Annotated in this window: 18 protein-coding genes; 9 read left to right on the top strand and 9 right to left on the bottom strand. The window is 61.9% G+C overall.

Features of this window, described 5'->3' with window-relative positions; all coding sequences use genetic code 11:
- Window positions 1-29: 29 nt before the first annotated feature.
- The 3 genes from kdpB to kdpF are packed head-to-tail and all read right to left on the bottom strand — an operon-like array spanning window position 30 to window position 3,927.
- On the bottom strand, window positions 30-2,096 hold the full coding sequence (gene kdpB / locus AEYBE204_RS24390; protein WP_023461026.1) for a potassium-transporting ATPase subunit KdpB: 2,067 nt from the start codon (window positions 2,094-2,096) through the stop codon (window positions 30-32).
- A 6-nt stretch (window positions 2,097-2,102) separates the two neighbouring features.
- Window positions 2,103-3,812 carry a potassium-transporting ATPase subunit KdpA gene (kdpA, locus tag AEYBE204_RS24385; protein WP_023461025.1) on the bottom strand — a complete coding sequence of 570 codons (1,710 nt, stop codon included), beginning with the start codon at window positions 3,810-3,812 and terminating at the stop codon, window positions 2,103-2,105.
- A 22-nt stretch (window positions 3,813-3,834) separates the two neighbouring features.
- Entirely contained in the window at window positions 3,835-3,927 is a 93-nt protein-coding gene (gene kdpF, locus AEYBE204_RS24380; RefSeq protein ID WP_023461024.1) for a K(+)-transporting ATPase subunit F, read from the bottom strand.
- A gap of 239 nt (window positions 3,928-4,166) precedes the next feature.
- Between kdpF and AEYBE204_RS24370 the strand changes: the two genes are divergently transcribed.
- Window positions 4,167-4,514, top strand: coding sequence for an arsenate reductase (locus tag AEYBE204_RS24370; protein ID WP_023461022.1), 348 nt, complete (start codon window positions 4,167-4,169; stop codon window positions 4,512-4,514).
- Between the two features lie 4 nt (window positions 4,515-4,518).
- A complete protein-coding gene (locus tag AEYBE204_RS24365) occupies window positions 4,519-6,366 on the top strand; it encodes an FUSC family protein (protein WP_023461021.1) in 1,848 nt (615 codons plus the stop codon).
- On the opposite strand, the gene AEYBE204_RS24360 is transcribed toward AEYBE204_RS24365, so the two are convergent.
- The gene (locus AEYBE204_RS24360; RefSeq protein ID WP_023461020.1) at window positions 6,363-7,169 is read right to left on the bottom strand and encodes a siderophore-interacting protein; all 807 of its coding nucleotides are present in this window, start codon (window positions 7,167-7,169) and stop codon (window positions 6,363-6,365) included. The two genes, AEYBE204_RS24365 and AEYBE204_RS24360, sit on opposite strands and share 4 nt — an antisense overlap.
- Window position 7,170: 1 nt before the next feature.
- Window positions 7,171-7,749, bottom strand: coding sequence for a PadR family transcriptional regulator (locus AEYBE204_RS24355; protein WP_023461019.1), 579 nt, complete (start codon window positions 7,747-7,749; stop codon window positions 7,171-7,173).
- Between the two features lie 174 nt (window positions 7,750-7,923).
- Here AEYBE204_RS24355 and AEYBE204_RS24350 point away from each other — a divergent pair, with 174 nt between their 5' ends.
- The 7 genes from AEYBE204_RS24350 to der all read left to right on the top strand — a co-directional run bounded on the left by AEYBE204_RS24350 (window position 7,924) and on the right by der (window position 14,301).
- Complete coding sequence (locus tag AEYBE204_RS24350; RefSeq protein ID WP_023461018.1) at window positions 7,924-8,307, top strand: DUF6249 domain-containing protein; 384 nt, start codon at window positions 7,924-7,926, stop codon at window positions 8,305-8,307.
- A 56-nt stretch (window positions 8,308-8,363) separates the two neighbouring features.
- The gene (locus tag AEYBE204_RS24345) at window positions 8,364-8,948 is read left to right on the top strand and encodes an RNA polymerase sigma factor (protein ID WP_023461017.1); all 585 of its coding nucleotides are present in this window, start codon (window positions 8,364-8,366) and stop codon (window positions 8,946-8,948) included.
- Between the two features lie 4 nt (window positions 8,949-8,952).
- Entirely contained in the window at window positions 8,953-9,381 is a 429-nt protein-coding gene (locus AEYBE204_RS24340) for a hypothetical protein (protein WP_023461016.1), read from the top strand.
- A gap of 48 nt (window positions 9,382-9,429) precedes the next feature.
- The gene (gene panB / locus AEYBE204_RS24335; protein WP_023461015.1) at window positions 9,430-10,248 is read left to right on the top strand and encodes a 3-methyl-2-oxobutanoate hydroxymethyltransferase; all 819 of its coding nucleotides are present in this window, start codon (window positions 9,430-9,432) and stop codon (window positions 10,246-10,248) included.
- Window positions 10,249-10,407: 159 nt separating this feature from the next.
- The gene (locus AEYBE204_RS24330; RefSeq protein ID WP_023461014.1) at window positions 10,408-11,145 is read left to right on the top strand and encodes a tetratricopeptide repeat protein; all 738 of its coding nucleotides are present in this window, start codon (window positions 10,408-10,410) and stop codon (window positions 11,143-11,145) included.
- 40 nt (window positions 11,146-11,185) lie between these two features.
- The gene (locus AEYBE204_RS24325) at window positions 11,186-12,583 is read left to right on the top strand and encodes a PQQ-binding-like beta-propeller repeat protein (protein WP_369751794.1); all 1,398 of its coding nucleotides are present in this window, start codon (window positions 11,186-11,188) and stop codon (window positions 12,581-12,583) included.
- Window positions 12,584-12,708: 125 nt separating this feature from the next.
- A complete protein-coding gene (gene der, locus AEYBE204_RS24320) occupies window positions 12,709-14,301 on the top strand; it encodes a ribosome biogenesis GTPase Der (protein WP_023461012.1) in 1,593 nt (530 codons plus the stop codon).
- A 109-nt stretch (window positions 14,302-14,410) separates the two neighbouring features.
- Here the strand turns inward: der and AEYBE204_RS24315 are convergent, their stop codons facing one another.
- The 4 genes from AEYBE204_RS24315 to purF are packed head-to-tail and all read right to left on the bottom strand — an operon-like array spanning window position 14,411 to window position 18,863.
- Window positions 14,411-15,244 carry a PhzF family phenazine biosynthesis protein gene (locus tag AEYBE204_RS24315; protein ID WP_023461011.1) on the bottom strand — a complete coding sequence of 278 codons (834 nt, stop codon included), beginning with the start codon at window positions 15,242-15,244 and terminating at the stop codon, window positions 14,411-14,413.
- A complete protein-coding gene (locus tag AEYBE204_RS24310; RefSeq protein ID WP_023461010.1) occupies window positions 15,244-16,572 on the bottom strand; it encodes an aminotransferase class III-fold pyridoxal phosphate-dependent enzyme in 1,329 nt (442 codons plus the stop codon). The genes AEYBE204_RS24315 and AEYBE204_RS24310 overlap by 1 nt, the downstream gene beginning before the upstream one ends.
- A gap of 60 nt (window positions 16,573-16,632) precedes the next feature.
- Complete coding sequence (locus AEYBE204_RS24305; protein WP_023461009.1) at window positions 16,633-17,370, bottom strand: SDR family NAD(P)-dependent oxidoreductase; 738 nt, start codon at window positions 17,368-17,370, stop codon at window positions 16,633-16,635.
- Window positions 17,370-18,863 carry an amidophosphoribosyltransferase gene (gene purF, locus AEYBE204_RS24300; protein WP_023461008.1) on the bottom strand — a complete coding sequence of 498 codons (1,494 nt, stop codon included), beginning with the start codon at window positions 18,861-18,863 and terminating at the stop codon, window positions 17,370-17,372. Before purF ends, AEYBE204_RS24305 begins: the two co-directional genes overlap by 1 nt.
- Window positions 18,864-18,986 lie beyond the last annotated feature (123 nt).

Here is an 18,986-nt window from a genome sequence, read left to right as displayed (position 1 = left end):
CCAGTAAACTGGGGGAGTATGAAGTCGCGCTACACCAATCCCACCACCGTCAGGCCGAGGTCGATGAGTTTGATGCCGATGAACGGGGTGATGATACCGCCGACGCCATAGATGAAGGCGTGTCGCGTCAGCATGTTCGAGGCCGATTCCGCCCGGTACCTGACGCCTTTCAACGCCAGCGGGATCAGGGCCACGATGATGACGGCGTTGAAGATCACCGCCGACAGGATGGCGCTTTGCGGCGACGACAGCCCCATCACATTGAGCAAGCCGAGCGCCGGATAGGTGGTCGCAAAGGCCGCCGGGATGATGGCGAAATACTTGGCCAGATCGTTCGCTATCGAGAACGTCGTCAGCGCGCCACGCGTCATCAGAAGCTGTTTGCCGATCTCGACAATCTCGATCAGCTTGGTCGGATCTGAGTCGAGATCGACCATGTTCCCGGCTTCCTTGGCCGCCTGCGTGCCGGAGTTCATCGCCACCGCCACGTCGGATTGCGCCAGTGCCGGGGCGTCGTTGGTGCCGTCGCCGACCATGGCGACCATCTCGCCGCCCTCCTGCATCTTGCGGATATATTTGAGCTTGGCTTCGGGCGTCGCTTCGGCCATGAAGTCATCGACCCCGGCCTCGGATGCGATGGCCGCGGCGGTCAGCGGGTTGTCGCCGGTGATCATAATCGACTTGATGCCCATCTTGCGCAGCTCGGCCAGACGCGCCTTGATGTCGGGTTTCACGATGTCTTTCAGGTAGATGACGCCCAGCACCTTAGGCCCTTCGGCGACGATGAGCGGGGTGCCGCCCTTTTTCGCTATCTCCTCGACGGCGGCTGTGACTTCGACCGGCATGGCCCCGCCCTTGCGCGCCACCAGTTTCGTAATCGCATCGCCCGCGCCCTTGAAGATATGGCGCTCGTTGATGACGATGCCCGACACGCGCTGTTCGGCAGAGAAGGGGATGAACTCGGCGGTCACATCGGCGGCGGTGCGTTCCGGCAGACCGAACTGACCGCGCGCCAGGGCGACGATCGAGCGGCCTTCCGGGGTCTCGTCGGCCAGCGACGACAGCTCGGCGGCTTCGGCCAGTTGCTGGACCGAGACCTGATTGGACGGGATGAACTCGACGGCCTGTCTATTCCCGAAGGTGATGGTGCCGGTCTTGTCGAGCAGCAGGACATTGACGTCGCCGGCGGCTTCGACCGCGCGGCCCGAGGTGGCGATGACATTGGCCTTGATCAGGCGCTGCATCCCCGAAATCCCGATGGCGGACAAAAGCCCGCCGATGGTGGTCGGGATCAGGCAGACGAGCAGGGCGATCAGGACCGTGATAGACACCACCACACCCGAACCGGCGCGCTCGACCGAGAACAGCGAGAAGGGCAGAAGCGTTGCGCAGGCCATCAGGAAGATCAGCGTCAAGGCGGCGAGCAGGATCGACAGGGCGATCTCGTTCGGCGTCTTCTGACGCTTGGCGGATTCGACGAGGCCGATCATCTTGTCGAGGAAGCTCTCGCCCGGATCGGCGGTGACGCGCACGATCAGCCAGTCGGACAGTACCCGCGTCCCGCCGGTCACCGCGTCGCGGTCGCCGCCGGATTCGCGGATGACGGGGGCGGATTCGCCGGTGATGGCGCTTTCGTCGACCGAGGCGATGCCTTCGATGACCTGACCGTCGGCGGGGACGACGTCGCCCGCTTCGATGATGACCGCGTCGCCCTTGCGCAGGGTATTGGCGGCCACGACAGTCTGCTTTTTACTCTTGTCGAGCTTTTTCGCCGACACGTCGCGGCGGGCTTTCTTCAGGCTATCGGCCTGCGCCTTGCCGCGCCCTTCGGCCAGGGCTTCGGCGAAGTTGGCGAACAGGACGGTGAACCACAGCCAGAAACAGATCAGGCCGACGAACCACACCGGCTGCCCCCCGCCGATGACGTTGTCCGGCTGAGCCAGCACGATGGCCAGCACGAGGGTGGTGACCAGCGAGCCGACCCAGACGAGGAACATGACGGGGTTGCGGATCTGATAGCGCGGATCGAGGCGCCGAAAGGCCTGAAGCGCGGCCGACATGATGTCGGTCTTATGGGTTTGCGTAGAGGTGGACATGGCCGTTTAGCCTTTGATCATGAGAATGTGTTCGACCACGGGGCCCAGCGCCAGCGCCGGGGCATAGGTCAGGACGCCGACCAGCACGATGACGCCGATCAGGATGCCGATGAACAGCGGAGTATGGGTGGCTAAGGTGCCTGCGGAGACGGGTACGGTTTTCTTGGCCGCCAGAGATCCGGCGATGGCCAGCACCGGCAGCAGAACGAAGAACCGTCCGAACAACATGCACACTCCCAGCAGCGTATTGTAAAAGGGGGTGTTCGCACCGAGGCCCGCAAAGGCCGAACCGTTGTTGTTGGTCGCCGAGGTGACGGCATAAAGGACTTCGGAGAAACCCTGAGCGCCGGGGTTATAGATACCCGCCTGACCTAAAGGCGTCATCACCGCAAGCGCGGTGGCGATCAGCACGAAGGCGCAGGGCAAGAGCACGGCGATCGAGGCCATCTTGATCTCGTAGGCGCCGATCTTTTTGCCGAGATATTCGGGCGTGCGGCCGACCATCAGGCCTGCGATGAACACGGTCAGGATGACGAAAACCAGCATGCCGTAAAGACCAGAGCCTGCGCCGCCATAGATGACCTCGCCGAACTTCATCAGCAGCATGGGGATCATGCCGCCCAGAGGCGTGAACGAGTCGTGCATGGCGTTAACCGACCCGTTCGAGGCGGCGGTCGTCGCTGCGGCCCAGATGGCGGAATTGGTGATGCCGAAACGCGTTTCCTTACCTTCCATATTCGCAGCCGTATCGGCTCCGGCAGCGACCAGATGCGGATTGCCCCACTGCTCAAAGCCGATGGCCGCCACGGTGAACGGCACGAAGACCAGAGTCATGGCGGCGAAAATGGCCACGCCCTGTTTACGGTCGCCCACCATCTTGCCGAAGGTGAAGCACAGGGCCGCCGGGATGATCAGGATAGACAACATCTCGATGAAGTTGCTGATGGGCGTCGGGTTCTCGAACGGATGCGCCGAGTTGGTGTTGAAGACACCGCCGCCATTGGTGCCGAGCATCTTGATCGCTTCCTGCGACGCGACGGGCCCCAGGGCTATGACCTGATCGGCGCCTTCCAGCGTCTTAGCCGTCACATTGGCGTCGAAGGTCTGGATGACGCCCTGAGACGCCAGCGCCACCGTGACAATCAGCGACAGCGGCAGCAGGATGTACAGATTGGCGCGGATCATGTCGGCCCAGAAGTTGCCGACCTTGTCCGTCGAATGCCGAGACAGACCGCGGATCAGGGCCGCCATCACCGCGATACCGACGGCGGCGGAGACGAAGTTCTGCACGGTCAGCCCGACCATCTGGCTGAAATAGCTCATCGTCGTTTCACCGGCATAGGATTGCCAGTTGGTATTGGTGACGAAGCTGACCGCCGTATTGAACGCCAGATCGGGCGTCAGATTGGCTATGCCTTGCGGATTGAGCGGACCCCATTGCTGCGTCATCAGCAGGACGAACAGCAGCAGGAAACCGGCCAGCCAGAACGAAATCACGCCCAGCGCATAGCCTTTCCAGTTGGTCTCCGCTTCGGGTTTGACGCCGCACAGGGCAAACATGAGGCGCTCGACGGGGTCGAGCACGGACGACAAGAAATGGCGTTCGCCCGAAAGGACGCGCGCCATGAACGCGCCCAGCGGCACCGCCAGGGCCGTGAGCGCACACATATAGAGGCCAAGCTGCAACCAGCTATTGGCCGTGATGCCGAACATCATGTCGGTTCTCCGAAGATTAGTATTATGGAAAGAGCTCCGGCTTGATCAGGGCGACGATCAGATAACCAGCCAAAGCCAGCACGATGACACCGGCGACGATATAGAGCGCGCTCATGAGCCGCCCTCACGCAGATGGTCGGCAAAACCGACAAAGGCGATGCACAGGGCGAAAAACGCCGTGCCGCCCAATAGATAAACGATAAACACAGAGCCCCTCCGAGGATTCAGGAATGAGGCCCGCCAGATATAACAGGCGGCATATAGCTGGCGTATAATTGACGGCGGATGGCGTATAGATTGCGTATAGAACTGTACATGCTTGCGCAGTATGGTCGCTGAGGGTAAGTCGGGCGCATGACCCTTAAGATTTACGGCATCAAATCCTGCGACACGATGAAGAAGGCGCGCGACTGGCTTGCGGCAAAGGGTATGGCCTACGATTTCCATGATTATAAGGCGTCCGGTATCGACGAAGCGCACCTCAGGGCGTGGTCGGCCAGGGTCGGCTGGGTAGTGTTGCTCAATAAGGCCGGAACGACGTTTCGCGCGCTGCCCGACGCCGACAAGGCCGATATCGACGAGGCCAAGGCCATTCGCCTGATGATGGCCCACCCGTCGATGATCAAGCGCCCGGTATTGGACCGCAACGGCGAGATTACGGTAGGCTTCAAGCCGGACATTTACGCGAAGATATTCGGATAAGCCTATGAAACGCTTATGGACATGGCTTGAGATCGACCGTGCCGGCGTCCATCAGGCCTTGCGGCTGGCCTTTGCGGCGTGGCTGGCCTTTGCCATTGCTTCGTTCCTGCATATCGAACACGCCTACTGGGCCGCGATGCCGGTGTGGGTCGTATCGCAACCTTCGCGCGGCCTGCTGCTGGAGCGCGCCTTTTTTCGTGTTTTCGGGACGCTCGTCGGGGCCGGGGCGGGGTTCGCGATTTTGACCCTCGCGCCCGGACCTTATGCGGCGATCCTCTGTCTGGCGCTGTGGGTCGCGGTGAATGCGGGCCTGACCCATATCCTGCGCGGGGTGCATGGTTATGGCGCGCTGATGGGGGGCATGACGGCGGCCATCGTGGTTCTGCCGTCGCTGGTCGCGCCCCAGACGGCGCTGCATGTCGCCGAAGCGCGGGTCATCTGCACCCTGATCGGCGTGGCTGTGGTGACGCTGGTGACCGGGTTTTTCACGCCGGTGTCGCCGCGCGACGAGCTTTATCGCCGGGTCAAACAGATATCGGGTGAGGCCATCGGTTTCGCCACCAGGGCCATCGCGCAGCCGACCGAGGACAGCGCTAAGGCCGAACGGCGCATACTGAACGACATCAGCGAGGTCGAGGCGTCGGCGGCCCTGATTTCCGCCGGTTCGGTGGAGGGATACCGGCGTTTGCGGCATCTGGATGCCCTTATCGCGGCGTCGCTGGCGGTTATGGCGGCGGGCCGGGCCGTGCGCTCGCGGCTAAGGCACGGCGACCGGTTGCCGGACGGTTTTGCCGAGGCGCTGAACGACCCCGCGCGCATCCCGCCGACCGACCTGATTCCCGAAGCGGCACGGCTGGTCGATTCCCTGACGCAACTGGCCGAAGCCGAGCGACGGTTGTTTGCCGTGTCGGACGATGCCGACGCCAAATCCTTCGGGCAGAAGGCGGTCTATCTGGCGCCGCATCGCGACCGATCGATGGCGCTCAGGGCCGCTGTCGTGGCCGGTGGAGCCACCCTGATCGCCGCAGGCGCCGCCTTTGCGTCGGAATGGCCGTTGGCCGAACTGACGGCCATGGGGGTGTGCATCTTCTCGATGGTGCTGGGACAGATGCCGAAACCGCAGGCTATAGCCCCGCAACTGCTGAAAGGCATGATCGTCGGCGTGGTTCTGGCCATCCTTTACCGCCTGACGATTCAGCCGCATGTGACCGGACCTTGGGCAAGCCTTCTGTCCATCTTGCCTTTTCTGGTTTTAGGCGGTCTGGGCCGCGTCAGTCCGAAAACCGCTATCCCCGCCCTTGAGGCCAATATGGGCTTCCTGCTGACCAGTCAGGCGGGGGCGGCGGCCATTCCAGCCCTGCACGTTCTAGGGTCGTCGCTGGCGTTTGTCTTAGGTATGGGCTCGGTCTGCACGGGTTTCATGTTGTTCCCGCCGCGCGCCGAAAACCACGCCGGCAATGCCGCTGCGCGTATCCGGCGCGAGCTTGAAGCCATGCTGAGGCGCGACACGCCGCCCGATGTCAATGACTGGCACCCGCATACGACGCGGCAGATCCTGCGGCTGATGCTGCATCTGGGGCGCGCCGGCAAGCTTGGGGAGAACGCGCCCGACGGTCTGCTGGCGGCGCTCAATCTCGGCCACGCCATCACGCGATTGCAGCGGCTGGCCGTAGAGCCAGAGACGGCAGAGGCGGCAATGCTCGCCCTGCATAGGCTGGACGGTTTTGCCGATCATCCGGATGAGGTGGTGGCGACCTTACGCGGTTTGCGTGTCGGCGACCCGCGCGCGCAACGGGCCATCGTCAATGCCGGGGATGCCGTCGAGGCCGCAAAGCCGGTCTTTGCGTTTTAATCTTCGATAGTGCTGTGCGTATCGGCGGTTCCGCGTTGCCAGTAGGCCGAGACCTTGAGCCATTTCGGATTGACGCCGCGCGCGATCAGGTGCGGCCTCAGACGTCGCGCCGCACTCCCTTCACAGGCCGCCCAGACATAGATGTCGCCGTCGGGCAGGGCCGCCGTCTCAAGCGCGCTTTCGATCTTTTCGCCCGTTGTCCGATGTACCCAGTGCAGATCGATATCGGCCTCGGTCGTAAACGTCAGTTGTGCCGTCTCATCCTCGACCTCGGCGATGACCAAAGCCTTGACCCCGGCGGGCAGTTCCTCCAGCCGCCGCGCGATGGCAGGCAGGGCGGTGTCGTCGCCGATCAGCACATAGCCGTCGAAAGCCAGCGGCACGACGGTCGAGCCCTTGGGGCCGCCGATCATCAGCGGATCGCCGACCGTGACCGACTGCGTCCAGGCCGTGGCCGGACCGGCCTCATGCACGGCGAAATCGAGCGTCAGTTCGTTGCGCGCCGCGTCGAACGCCCGGGGCGTATAGTCCCGTGCGATGACGGTTTTGCCCGCCGGAAACACGGGCGCGCCATTGCCGGAAAACTCCGGCGTGTTGATGACGCCCGTAACCGGATCGGGGAAGAAAACCTTAACATGGTCGTCGTGCGACAGGGAGCGAAAACCGGCAAGGTCCTCGCCGCCTACCACCACGCGGATCATATGCGGCGTCAGGGCCTGCACCGACACGACGCTCAGGCTGCGGCGCTTCAGTTCGTGACGGACGCGCGTCGGCTGACGCAGGATGGTTTGCAGTTCTTCCATCCTAAACACGCTCCACCGATTTGGCGGCGGCATCGAGGATGTCGGCGATGGCGTCGATCTGCTCAGGCGTCAGGTCGCGCTCCAGCCGCAGGTGCATGGCCGTTTTGAAGTTTTCGATGGCGCGGACGATCTGCGGCGGACGGCCGGCACGCTTGCCGCCGCGATCCAGTCGCGACATGGCCTCGGCGACGATGTCGGCGTTCTCAGTCAGATAGGCTTCGCCAGCCTCGGTCAGGGTATAGAGTTTGCGGTTACCGTCGGTGGTCTCGACCGTGGCGTAGCCCAATTCCTCAATCCAGGTCAGGATCGGATAGACGACGCCGGGGGAGGGGGCATAGGCGCCGTTGAGACGGTCTTCGACGGCCTTGATCAGCTCGTAGCCGTGGCTGGGTTTTTCTTTCAGCAGCGACAGCAGGACCAGACGCAGGCCGCCGTGGCCGAACATGCGTCCGCCACCGGGACCTCGACCGCCGCCACGACCTTCGGGGCCGCCCCGGCGTCCGCCGAATCCGCCGAACATGTCGTCGCGCGAAAAGTGAGGATGTGTGCGCCCGTGGCGCATATGATGAAACAGTCTCATTGAATTTTCCTTCTTAATTAGACAATATTTAGATATATCGAAATTGCATCTAAATCAAGACGGTTATCATGAATTTTATTTAATCCGCATTTTTGCATCCAAATGGCGCGATCTGGGCCTCTTATCATTACAGGGCGAAATTCCGCCCGCGCCTCATACACAAAGGAGCCTATTATGAATAATCACAGCATGGCTTTGCTCATCCCGATCTTCGGCGTTCTCATGCCGGTTTTTATCGTGGGAATCGTCAGCTATTTTCGAGCCAAGGATCGCGAAGAAACCCAGAAAACCGTGCGTATGGCCATCGAAAAGGGCCAGACCCTGCCGCCGGAATTTCTCGAAAGCCTGCAAAAGGCTGCCCCGCTCAAGGAAAAAACCCCCGAACGCGATATCCGCTCTGGCCTGATCCTCATCGCGGTGGCAGGTGGTTTGTGCGTCATGGACTATGTGAATAGCGGCTTTATTTTCGGCGGGCTGACGGGCATCGCGGCGATTCCCGGTTTCATTGGTGTCGCCCTGCTGATCATGGGCATTATCGGGGTCAATCGTAAGCGCTGAGCTTACCTAGACTGTTGCCCGTCCTGCTTCCCGCTACATCCTTTTGAAAACCGAGCATGTCCGATATTTTGTCCACGGCTGGCCTGAAACATCTGTCCGATCATGACCTGATCGCTCAGGCCCTGCTGGGTGCGTCGGCAGCGTTCGGCGAACTGGCGCGGCGGCACGCCTCTGCCCTGCGGACGCACCTGCGCCGCATGGGGGCGCAGGGGCCGGACGCCGACGACATGGCGCAGGAAGCCTTTATTGCCGCTTACGAGCGCCTGAGCGAATACCGCGCCGACGGGCCGTTCGTGAACTGGCTCAAGATGATCGCCTCGCGCCGCTATCTGCGGAAGCTCAAAAAGACGCAGAAATACCTGTTCGTGGACGATATGCAGCCCTTCGAGCCCACGCCCGACATTCACGAAAATCGCGCGCGGGAAGGGCAAATCCATGATCTGGACGGTGCCTTGTCACAATTAAAACCCGCCGAGCGGTTATGCGTGACGCTGAATTTTTCCGGTGGGCTCAGCCATCAGGACATCGCCACGGAAACCGGCCTGCCGCTCGGTACGGTCAAGAGTCATATCAAGCGGGCTCTGGCCGCGCTGAAATCAAGCCTTGCGGTCGGTAATGACCGCGTGGCGATGGAGTCGTAGAGCTATGAAAGACGACGATTTTCATACCCTGTTCAATACGCCGCAACGCTTCGACGACGAGGCGCAGTTCCACGACCAAGTCATGCGCGGCCTGAAAACCGGGACCTGGCTGCGTCAGGGGCTGATCGCTCTTTCCGGCATTATCGGCGGCCTCTATGCCCTGATGCAGTTCGTGCATCTGCCCGGCTGGACGCCGGCCGCCGAATCCGAGGTGCGCGAGGTGGTCGCGAAGACCGATACCGGTTTCGAGGCGGGGTTGGGCGTCGGGCGCGATCTTCTCGATGCCGCGGCCAATTATCTGGCCAATGGCCTGAGCCGCTCCACCGATTATTTGACCGTCATGCAATCGCCCCTCTTTTTTTGGGTCAGTTTTTCGCTATGTATGGCCATCGTCGGGCTATACCTCGTGAATGGACGCGAGGACGCCCTTTAGGACAAGCGCGTTTCGGATACGGACGCGCGACTAAAAAAGGGGCCTTGCGTGAGCAGCCATACCCAATCCGTCAAACGCCTGACCGCGCCGGAAATCTATGCCCGCAAGGGGCAAACGCCGCTGGTATGTCTGACCGCCTATTCCGCGCCGATGGCCGAAATCCTCGATGAGGCTTGCGACATCCTGCTGGTCGGCGACAGTGTCGGCATGGTCGTCCACGGCCTGCCCAGCACCATCGGCGTGACGATGGAAATGATGATCCTGCACGGTCAGGCCGTCATGCGCGGGGCGAAGAAAGCCTTTGTCGTGGTCGACATGCCGTTCGGGTCGTATGAGGCCGGTCCGGAACAGGCCTTCGCCAATGCCGTGCGTATCCTCAAGGAAACCGGCGCTCAGGCGGTCAAGCTGGAAAGCGGCCCGACGGTGCATGACACCATATCCTACCTGACCCAGCGCGGCATCCCTGTCATGGGCCACGTCGGCCTGCGACCTCAGGCCGTGAACGTCGATGGCGGCTTCAAGGCCAAGGGCCGGACCCAGGCCGAGCGCGACAAGGTACTTCAGGAGGCCCGCGATTCGGACGCCGCCGGGGCCTTTGCCATCGTCGTCGAAGGCGTGGCCGCCGATCTGGCCGGGGAAATCACGGCGGCGGTCAAGGCCCCCACAATCGGCATAGGCGCTTCGGCGGCCTGTGACGGGCAGATTCTGGTGGTCGACGATATGCTGGGGCAATTCGACTGGTCGCCCAAGTTCGTCCGTCGGTATGCCGCGCTGCGCGAGACGATTTCGGAGGCCGCGGAAGGCTATGCCAAAGATGTCAGGGCGCGCGACTTTCCCGCCCCACAAGAGACATATTTTGCTAAGTAAATAGCGACGACTATGGGGATTAACCGAATGGTGATTGCGCATCGGGCGGCTTGCGGCTAGGTTCGCGCGATATTTGACGGCTGCCGGAAGCTCCGGCAAGGCTGTCGCACTGATGAGGTTTGAGGTTCGACAAGAACCCCATAAGGTAAGGGAATTAAGTTGAGCGACATTTTTGAAGAAGCCGAAGAAGGTCTTCGCAACGACCGCTGGACGGCTATCGCCAAAAAAAGCGCCCCCTGGGTGGGTGGCGTCCTCGGTGGTGCCTTGATTCTGGCGCTCGGTTTCTGGGGCTATAGCTCGTGGCAGGATGCCAAGGTGAACAAGGCGTCGGAATTGTACGTCGCCGCCGCCGAAGTCGCTGCCAAAGGCGATCTGGTCAAAGCCAAGGCCGAATTCCAGAAGGTCGTCGAGGCCGGTGCGCCTGCCTACAAGGCGATGGCGCTGTCGAACCTCGGTGCGATCGCCGTCGAGGAGAACAAGCCCGACGAGGCCCTGAAACTGTTCGACGAAGCCGCCAAGGCGTCTCCCGCACCGCTGATTTCGGATGTCGCCGCGCTCAAGGCTGTCTATCTGATCATGGACAAGGCGCCTTATGCCGACGTCGAAAAGCGCCTGACGCCGCTGATCAAGGACGGTCGTCCGTTCGCGCCGCTGGCCAAGGAAGCTTTGGCCATGGCCAAGATCCAGAAGGGCGACCTGCAAGGGGCGCGCGGCGACCTTCAGGCGCTCGGCCTGTCGCTCGACGCCTCCGACGGTCTCAAGCAACGCGCGCAGATCGCGGTCGCGCTTATCGACTCCGGTGGTGCCAAGGTGGCGGTCGAGTCGCTGAAACTGCCGGAAATGAAGGGCACGCCGCAACTGCCGACCGGCGCGCCGTCTCAGATGCCCGCCCAATAAACCACAGATTCCACACCGAGATTTTGAAGAGACGATGACCGTGAAACATACTACGACAATGGGCCGCCGGATCGCCGCCACCGCTCTGGCGCTGGTCATGGCGGCGGGGTTTGCGGGCTGTTCGACGGTTCAGAAGCTCAATCCACTCAAAAAGGACGAACCCGCAGAAAGCGCCGCTCAGGGGGAACGCATCTCTATCGTCGCCTTCCAAGACAAGATCGCGCCGTCGGAACGCCTGAAAGGGCAGGACTTCTATATTCCTTCCGCACAGCCCGTGGCCGACTGGCCCCTGGCGACCGGTCCCGCTCAGACAATCGAGCACGCTGCTGCGGCGGCTCAGTTCAAGGTCGCCTGGTCTAAATCGATCGGCGCAGGCTCCTCGACCACGGCTCAGGTTATGGCGACGCCGGTCTCGGACGGCAAGCTGATCTATACGCTGGATGGCGAAGCCCGCGTCCGCGCCTTTGACGTCAATACGGGTAACGAGGCCTGGGCGCGCGATCTCAATCCCGGTATCCGCCGCGACAAGGACGCCTTCGGTGGCGGTCTGGCCCTGTCGGGCGGCAAGCTGTTTGTTACGTCGGGTTATCGCCTGGTCACGGCGCTGGATGCCGCGACGGGCGAGGTGCAATGGACGAAGACGGTGGAAACGCCGCTGCGCGCCGCACCGACCGTCAGCGGCAAGTTCGTCGTCTTCACCGATGTCGATAACCGCACGGTCGCGCTCAATCAGGCCGACGGCGCACCCGGCTGGACCTATCAGGCGATCGTCGAACCGGCGCGCATCCTGCGCACTGCTGCCCCCGTGCCCTATGAAAACCTGATCATCGCGCCGTTTTCGTCGGGCGAACTGATCGGTCTCGATGCCGCGTCGGGTCAGCCCGTGTGGACGCAGGTTCTGGCGCAATCGACGCGCACCAATGCCCTGTCGGAAATCCGCGATATTTCGGGCCGTCCGCTGATCGCCAACAACATGGTCTTCGCCGCCAGCCATTCGGGCGTCTTTGCCGCGATGGACGCCAAGTCGGGTCAGCGCCGCTGGAGCATTCCGGCCGACTCGACCAATTCGGCCTGGGTTGCGGGCGACGCCGTTTACCTTTCGACCGTGCAAAGCGAACTGATGGCCGCCAATGCCACCTCGGGTCAGGTCTACTGGATCGCTGACCTGAACAAGGGCCGCAAGAAGACGGCATCGAGCTTCTTCGCGATGGGCGAAGGCAAAAAACCCGCCAAGCTGCCGACCTGGACGGGGCCGGTTCTGGCGTCGGGTCGATTGGTCATGGTCAATTCCGAAGGTGACATGGTGGCTTTCGACCCCAAGACCGGGGAGCGCAAGGAAAGCCTCAAGCTGGGCGACCCGGCTTTCGTCGCGCCGATCATCGTCGGCGATAAATTGTTCGTCGTCACCGACAAGGGGCGCCTGATCGCGATCCAGTAGCTGAGCCGACAATCTGAAGTTTTGGGGTGCAGGGGTGCGCTCAAGCAGCGAAGCGGTAGCGCTGCTTAAGATGCCCCCTGCATCTTTTCTTTTTTTTACACAACATATCCTGTACACACCCGTTCATGACCTTGAAAATAGCCATTGTCGGACGTCCGAACGTCGGCAAATCCACCCTGTTCAACCGCCTGGCGGGCAAGAAACTGGCCATCGTCGATGACCAGCCCGGTGTCACGCGCGACCGCCGCTATGCTACGGGCAATATCGGCGACATCGATCTCGATCTGATCGACACGGCCGGTTTCGAAGACGTCGCGGACACCTCGCTCGAATCGCGCATGCGTATCCAGACCGAAAAGGCTATCGAAGAAGCCGATGTCGCCCTGTTCGTCGTCGATGCCCGCGAAGGCGTCGTGCCGCTGGACCGCATCTTCGCCGACATCCTGCGCCACAAGGAAAAGCCGGTCCTGTTGATCGCCAACAAGGCCGAGGGCCACGCCGGTTTTGCCGGGGCCGAAGAAGCGCACGTGCTGGGTTTCGGCGCGCCGCTACACCTGTCGGCGGAACATGGCGAAGGCATTTCCGACCTTTACGAAGCGCTGGAAAAGTACCGCCAATTGTTCGAAGGCGACTATATCGTCGACGAGGAAGAAGATGAGGACGAGGATACCAAGCCGATCCGCATCGCCATCATCGGTCGCCCGAACGCCGGTAAATCGACCCTGATCAATCGTCTGCTGGGCGAAGACCGCCTGCTGACCGGGCCGGAAGCCGGGATCACCCGCGATTCGATCTCGGTCGACTGGGAATACGAAGGCCGCAAGATCCGTCTGGTCGATACCGCCGGTCTGCGCCGCAAGGCGCGCGTGCAGGAAAAACTGGAGAAGCTGTCCACCGCCGACACCATTCGCGCCATCACCTTTGCCGAGGTTGTCGTGCTGGTCATGGATCAGGAAAACGCCTTCGAGACGCAGGACCTGCAAATCGCCGATCTGGTCGAACGCGAAGGCCGCGCTTTGATCTATGTCATCTCCAAGTGGGACACGACCGAAGAACCGCAGGCGCGCCTGTCGGAACTGTCCGAGGTCGCCGAGCGCATGTTGCCGCAATTGCGCGGCGCACCGTTCGTGGCTCTGTCGGCGCTGAACGGGCGCGGACTGGATCGCCTGATGCCCGCCATCCTCAAGGCCTACCGCAACTGGTCGGCCAAGGTGAAGACGCGCGACCTGAACGACTGGCTGAAACTGGCTATCCAGAGACACCCGCCGCCCGCCGTCGACGGCAAGCGCATCAAGCCGAAATATATGGCCCAGACCAAGGGCCGTCCGCCGACCTTCGTGCTGTTCGCCAGCCGCGCCTATGCCATGCCCGCGCACTATCAACGCTATATGATCAATAGCTTGCGCGAATCTTTTGATATGCCAGGCGTGCCGATCCGTCTGACGGTCAAGGCCAATGCCGGGATCAATCCGTTCGATGAAAATGCGGGCGGCAAGGACACTTCCGGCCCGCCGCGCGTGCGTTCCAAACCCAAGGTCAAGCCGGGCGAGAAGCCCGCGCACCCGAACCGCGTCAAGCAGAAGCCGAAGGGCACGCCAGTGGCGCCCAAGGTGACCGTCAAGGCGCGCACTACGCGCAGCAAGGCCGTGCCTTCGACCAAGCCCGGCGCTGCCGGTCCCGGTGGTCGCGCCAAACCGGCGGGCAAAGGGAAGCGGTAAAGTCATTCCTCCCCAGTTTACTGGGGAGGGGGACCGCACGAGCCGACGCAGTCGGTGAGATGTGGTGGTGGGGTATCTTGCTAAATTTCCGCCTAATCGGATAGCAATATCAGAAATCGCCCAAGCCGCTGAACAGCGTCCGGGTTTCCCCACCGATCCAGATGTCACCATCGGATTGCGTGACGTAAATTCGTCCGGCGCGGCCGAGCTTCGTCCCTTGGGCGGCGACATATGGCGCGGTAGCGCGCCCGTTAGCCAGCAGACACTGCGCAACGGCGGCGTTGAGCGAGCCCGTCACTGGATCCTCTACGATTCCGCCGAAAGCATCGCTGAACAGGGCGCGGACCTCGAAGGCCGTCTCATGGCCTGCGGGACAGGACCCGACGAGGCCGATTTCGATGCGGTTATCCCAGTATTTGATGGCATCGACGTTCAGCACGGCTTCGGCGGATGCGAGTTGCACCAGCACCCAACCGGGGCCGTTATCGGCCCATTCGACGCTGACGATATCGTCGCGGCGGATGCGCAGGACCGATACGATTTCCGCAATCTTGTCGTCATCGACCGGACCGGATTTCAGCAGCAGCGGTGCGGCAAAAGCCGGACGGTCGCCTTCGAACGCCACAGGCACCAGACCAACGGCGCATTGCTGCACGATCTCGGTCTTGGCCGAACCCGTCGCCAGTTTCCACGCATAGGCAGACCCCAAGGTCGGGTGTCCCGCAAACGGCAATTCGCGATCCAGCGTAAAAATACGTACGCGGTAATCGGCCTCTGGCGTGCCCGGCGACAGCAGAAAGGTCGTTTCCGACAGGTTGAACCAGCGCGTGATGCGCTGCATGTCTTCGGTGGTCAGGCCCTCGCTATCCAGCACCACGGCGACCGGATTGCCGGTGAAATTACCGCTGTGGAACACATCAACCATCTGAAAACGGCGCTGCATCAGAGTTTTCCTAATAACCGCGTAAGCTTTCGCAGCAACTCATCGATATCCGCCTCGCTGACATCGAGCGGCGGACGGAAGCGGATCGAATCCGTTCCAGCCCCCAGCAGGAGCAGGTTTTCTGCCTCCAGCGCCATGTCGATCAGGCGGCTTTTGTTGGCTGCGTAAAGGAGGCTGAAGCCGAGATAGAGGCCCAAGCCCCGCACATTGCCGATCTTATCCGGGAACTTCTCGACCAACGCATTCAACCCGCCGAACAGGCGATTGCCCTTGGCCTCGACCTTGGCCAGCAGACCTTCGTCTTCGACGATTTTCCACTCTTCGCAGAAGCGGACCATGTCGGACAGCGTCCCGCCCCACGTCGAGTCGAGCACGCCGATATCGTCCATCGAATGCAGCATATAGACGACGCCGTTACCGAATTTCTTGGCCGTGGCGACGGCTTGCGGCGGATGCGGCACGTCGAACAGGTCGATGGAAAAGACCTCGCCGGTCTGGCCGCCGGAGGTCTGGACTTCGTCAAGCCCCCACGCCACTCCGTGGTGGTGACACAGGCGCGACAGTTCCTGATAGAAGCGCGGCAGGGCCAGACGGTGGCCGCCCGCACCCTGCAACGGCTCAAGAATGACTCCGGCGATTTCGTCGCGATAGGTCGACATCAGATAGTCGAGCGTCGCCAGACACTTGTCGACTTCGCGCTGGTTATCGGCTTCGCGGCGACGGCTGTCATATTCGGGGAAGGGCACCTGTAAGTTGCCCTGAATCAGACCCTGAAAATCACGGGTGGCGATCGGATCGTTGGACAAACGCGTGATGTTGAGCGCGAAAACCGTGCGCCCATGGAAGGCCTGTTCGAAATAGATAAAGCGCGGATTGGCGACGGGCTTGCCCGCGGCTTGCATCCGGCGGCTATGGAGATTGATGAGATATTTCATCATGTTCTCAACGGCTTCGGCACCGGAGTTCACAGCGTAAACCTCGACGCGTTCGCCGCGCATACATTTGGGACGCAGGGTGTGCAGCAGGCGGTAATAGTCGAGACAGTCGCGCGTCAGGAAGTCGGGATTGGCCATCTTGGTATTGGCCGCCGTGACCAACCGGCGCATATAGTCGGGCTCGTAGAGACGCGGATGGTTGTAGCCGATCAGGCGCGAACCGTAGAGCCCGCACCAGTCGGTGATGCGGTCGCCATCCACCGTCGCCAGTTCCATGCCGCTGGAATTTTCCAGATCGACGACGAACGGATAGGGCTCGGCGATAACGTACTGGCCCAGCTCATCGAGCAGGGCGGCACTGTGGCTTTTGGGAAAAACGGGCGTCTGAGTCATGCCGCTAGATAGAACGGTTCGCGGACGAAAGTGAACCCAAAACGCTCAATTCACGGCAATTTATGCCTCTTGCCTAGCGTTCCACGCCCGCCGGTCGATGACGTCCAGCGGCGGCACCTTGTCGGCGCGCGCCAGATCGACGATCAGCGGAATGATCTCTTCCGGCAGGGGCAGGGTTTCCGGATCTTCGCCGGGGAAGGCCTCGTAACGCATCCGGGTGCGCATGGCACCGGGATTGACCAGCGCCGTGCGGATGGGGGTGACCTCCATCTCGTCGGCCCAGGTCTTGACCAAGGCTTCCATCCCGGCTTTCGAGGCGGCATAGGCGCCCCAGAAGGCGCGCGGATGATTGGCGACGCCGGACGAAATGAAGATGGCGCGGGCGGCGTCGGACAGTTTCATCAGGGTTTCGAGCTGACGGATCAGGCGATAGGTCGCGTTGAGGTTCAGCGTGATAACGCGGTTGAAGTCCTTGGGCTCGTAATGCGAGACCGGTGTCAGAGAGCCTAGCGTGGCGGCGGCATGAACGAAGATGTCGAGCTTCTGGAAACGGTCGAACACGGCCTGACCGATGCGCTCCAGAGCCGCGCCGTCGGCCAGATCGAACGGCATCAGGGTCGCGTGACGACCGGTCTCGGCGAAAATCTGGTCATCCAGTTCTTCGAGCGCGCCCTGCGTGCGGGCGCAGGCGATGACGTGGGCACCGGCGCGGGCCAGACCGAGCGCCGAGGCACGACCGATGCCGCGCGACGCGCCGGTGACGAGGGCGATGCGGTTAGAGAGCAGTTGTTCGCTCATCAGGTATTGGCCAGCAGCGACAATTGCTGACCGGCGCTTTCCGACTCGGCGGCGATTTCCTTGTCGGTCAGGCGCGTCGGATAGTCGCCGGTGAAATAGTGGTCGGTATATTGCGGCTGATCGTTATTGCGGCCGTCGTGGCCCATCGCCTTGTACAGACCATCGACCGACAGGAAGCCGAGACTGTCGCATTCCAGCATCTGACGCATTTCCTCGATCGAATGCTGGGCGGCCAGAAGCTTGGCACGGTCCGGCATGTCGATACCGTAATAGTCGGGCCAAAGGATCGGCGGCGAGGCCGAGCGCAGGTGGACCTCCTTAGCCCCGGCGGCGCGGACCATGCGCACAATCTTGACCGAGGTCGTGCCGCGCACGATGGAGTCGTCGATCAGAATGACGCGCTTGCCCTCCAGAACGACGCGGTTGGGCGAGTGCTTCTTGCGCACACCCAGATCGCGGATATTCTGGGTCGGTTGGATGAAGGTGCGTCCGACATAGTGATTGCGGATAATGCCCAGTTCGAACGGCAGGCCCGACTGTTCGGAGAAGCCGAGCGAGGCGGGGACGCCGGAATCGGGCACCGGCACGACGATGTCGGCGTCGGCGGGGTGTTCGAGCGCCAGTTGACGGCCCATGGCCTTGCGGACCTCGTAGATCGACTTGCCGTTGACGACCGAGTCGGGGCGCGAAAAATAGACATATTCGAACAGGCAGGGGCGGGCAGATTTGCGCTCGAACGGCTTGATCGATTTCAGGCCGTCCTCGTCGATTTGCACCACTTCGCCGTGTTCGACGTCTCGCACGAAGACCGCGCCGATCATGTCGAGCGCGCAGGTTTCAGACGCCAGCACATAGGCGTCGCCCAACTTACCGATGACCAGCGGACGGATACCAAGCGGATCGCGCGCGCCGATCAGAGCCTTGCGGGTTTGAGCCACCAAAGCGAAGCCGCCTTCGATGTCGCGCAGGGCGTCGACGAAGCGATCCATGATCTTCATGCCGCGCGAACGGGCGATCAGATGCAAAATGACCTCCGAATCGGAGGTCGACTGGAAGATGGCCCCTTCGGCGACCAGCTTGGTGCGAAGGTACATGAAATTGGTCAGGTTGCCGTTGTGGGCAATGGCGATGCCGCCGGTATCAAGGTCGGCGAACATCGGCTGCACATTGCGCAGATGCGAACCGCCGGCGGTGGCGTAGCGCGTGTGGCCGATGGCCGAATGTCCCGGCAGGCGCTTCATCAGGTCGGAACCGGTGAAGACGTCGCTGACCAGACCGTGCGAGCGTTCGGTGTAGAAACGGCGACCGTCGCACGAGGCGATACCGCAGGCTTCCTGACCGCGGTGTTGCAGGGCGTGCAATCCCAGAACCGTCACGGCGGCGGCGTCGTCCATACCGTAGATGCCGAAGACCCCGCATTCCAGACGCAGGGTGTCGTCGTCGGGATCGCGCGAAACGAAGTTTTCCGACAATTCCGAGGGCGAGTTCAGCATGGAGAATACCTTTCGGCCTCGCGGCCGGACGCAAAACGCAGGAGCAGAGCAGGTTCGCGCCTCATATAGTCGGTATAAGGAAAAAGGAAAGCCCTAAGCTTTCCTTTTTGACCGTGCGTTTGG

Origin of the sequence: Asticcacaulis sp. YBE204, from assembly GCF_000495855.1 — a bacterium.
In the GTDB taxonomy this organism is placed as follows: Bacteria; Pseudomonadota; Alphaproteobacteria; order Caulobacterales; family Caulobacteraceae; genus Asticcacaulis.
This window is presented reverse-complemented; position numbering and strand designations above follow the sequence as displayed.

What these genes read in the sequence shown, in the direction of transcription:
- AEYBE204_RS24310 (WP_023461010.1), bottom strand. Translation starts at nt 16,572, where the DNA reads ATGACTCAGACGCCCGTTTTTCCCAAAAGCCACAGTGCCGCCCTGCTC.
- AEYBE204_RS24305 (WP_023461009.1), bottom strand. Translation starts at nt 17,370, where the DNA reads ATGAGCGAACAACTGCTCTCTAACCGCATCGCCCTCGTCACCGGCGCG.
- kdpA (WP_023461025.1), bottom strand. Translation starts at nt 3,812, where the DNA reads ATGATGTTCGGCATCACGGCCAATAGCTGGTTGCAGCTTGGCCTCTAT.
- der (WP_023461012.1), top strand. Translation starts at nt 12,709, where the DNA reads ATGACCTTGAAAATAGCCATTGTCGGACGTCCGAACGTCGGCAAATCC.
- AEYBE204_RS24365 (WP_023461021.1), top strand. Translation starts at nt 4,519, where the DNA reads ATGAAACGCTTATGGACATGGCTTGAGATCGACCGTGCCGGCGTCCAT.
- AEYBE204_RS24350 (WP_023461018.1), top strand. Translation starts at nt 7,924, where the DNA reads ATGAATAATCACAGCATGGCTTTGCTCATCCCGATCTTCGGCGTTCTC.
- AEYBE204_RS24345 (WP_023461017.1), top strand. Translation starts at nt 8,364, where the DNA reads ATGTCCGATATTTTGTCCACGGCTGGCCTGAAACATCTGTCCGATCAT.
- AEYBE204_RS24315 (WP_023461011.1), bottom strand. Translation starts at nt 15,244, where the DNA reads ATGCAGCGCCGTTTTCAGATGGTTGATGTGTTCCACAGCGGTAATTTC.
- kdpB (WP_023461026.1), bottom strand. Translation starts at nt 2,096, where the DNA reads ATGTCCACCTCTACGCAAACCCATAAGACCGACATCATGTCGGCCGCG.
- AEYBE204_RS24360 (WP_023461020.1), bottom strand. Translation starts at nt 7,169, where the DNA reads ATGGAAGAACTGCAAACCATCCTGCGTCAGCCGACGCGCGTCCGTCAC.
- purF (WP_023461008.1), bottom strand. Translation starts at nt 18,863, where the DNA reads ATGCTGAACTCGCCCTCGGAATTGTCGGAAAACTTCGTTTCGCGCGAT.
- AEYBE204_RS24340 (WP_023461016.1), top strand. Translation starts at nt 8,953, where the DNA reads ATGAAAGACGACGATTTTCATACCCTGTTCAATACGCCGCAACGCTTC.
- AEYBE204_RS24370 (WP_023461022.1), top strand. Translation starts at nt 4,167, where the DNA reads ATGACCCTTAAGATTTACGGCATCAAATCCTGCGACACGATGAAGAAG.
- kdpF (WP_023461024.1), bottom strand. Translation starts at nt 3,927, where the DNA reads ATGAGCGCGCTCTATATCGTCGCCGGTGTCATCGTGCTGGCTTTGGCT.
- AEYBE204_RS24355 (WP_023461019.1), bottom strand. Translation starts at nt 7,749, where the DNA reads ATGAGACTGTTTCATCATATGCGCCACGGGCGCACACATCCTCACTTT.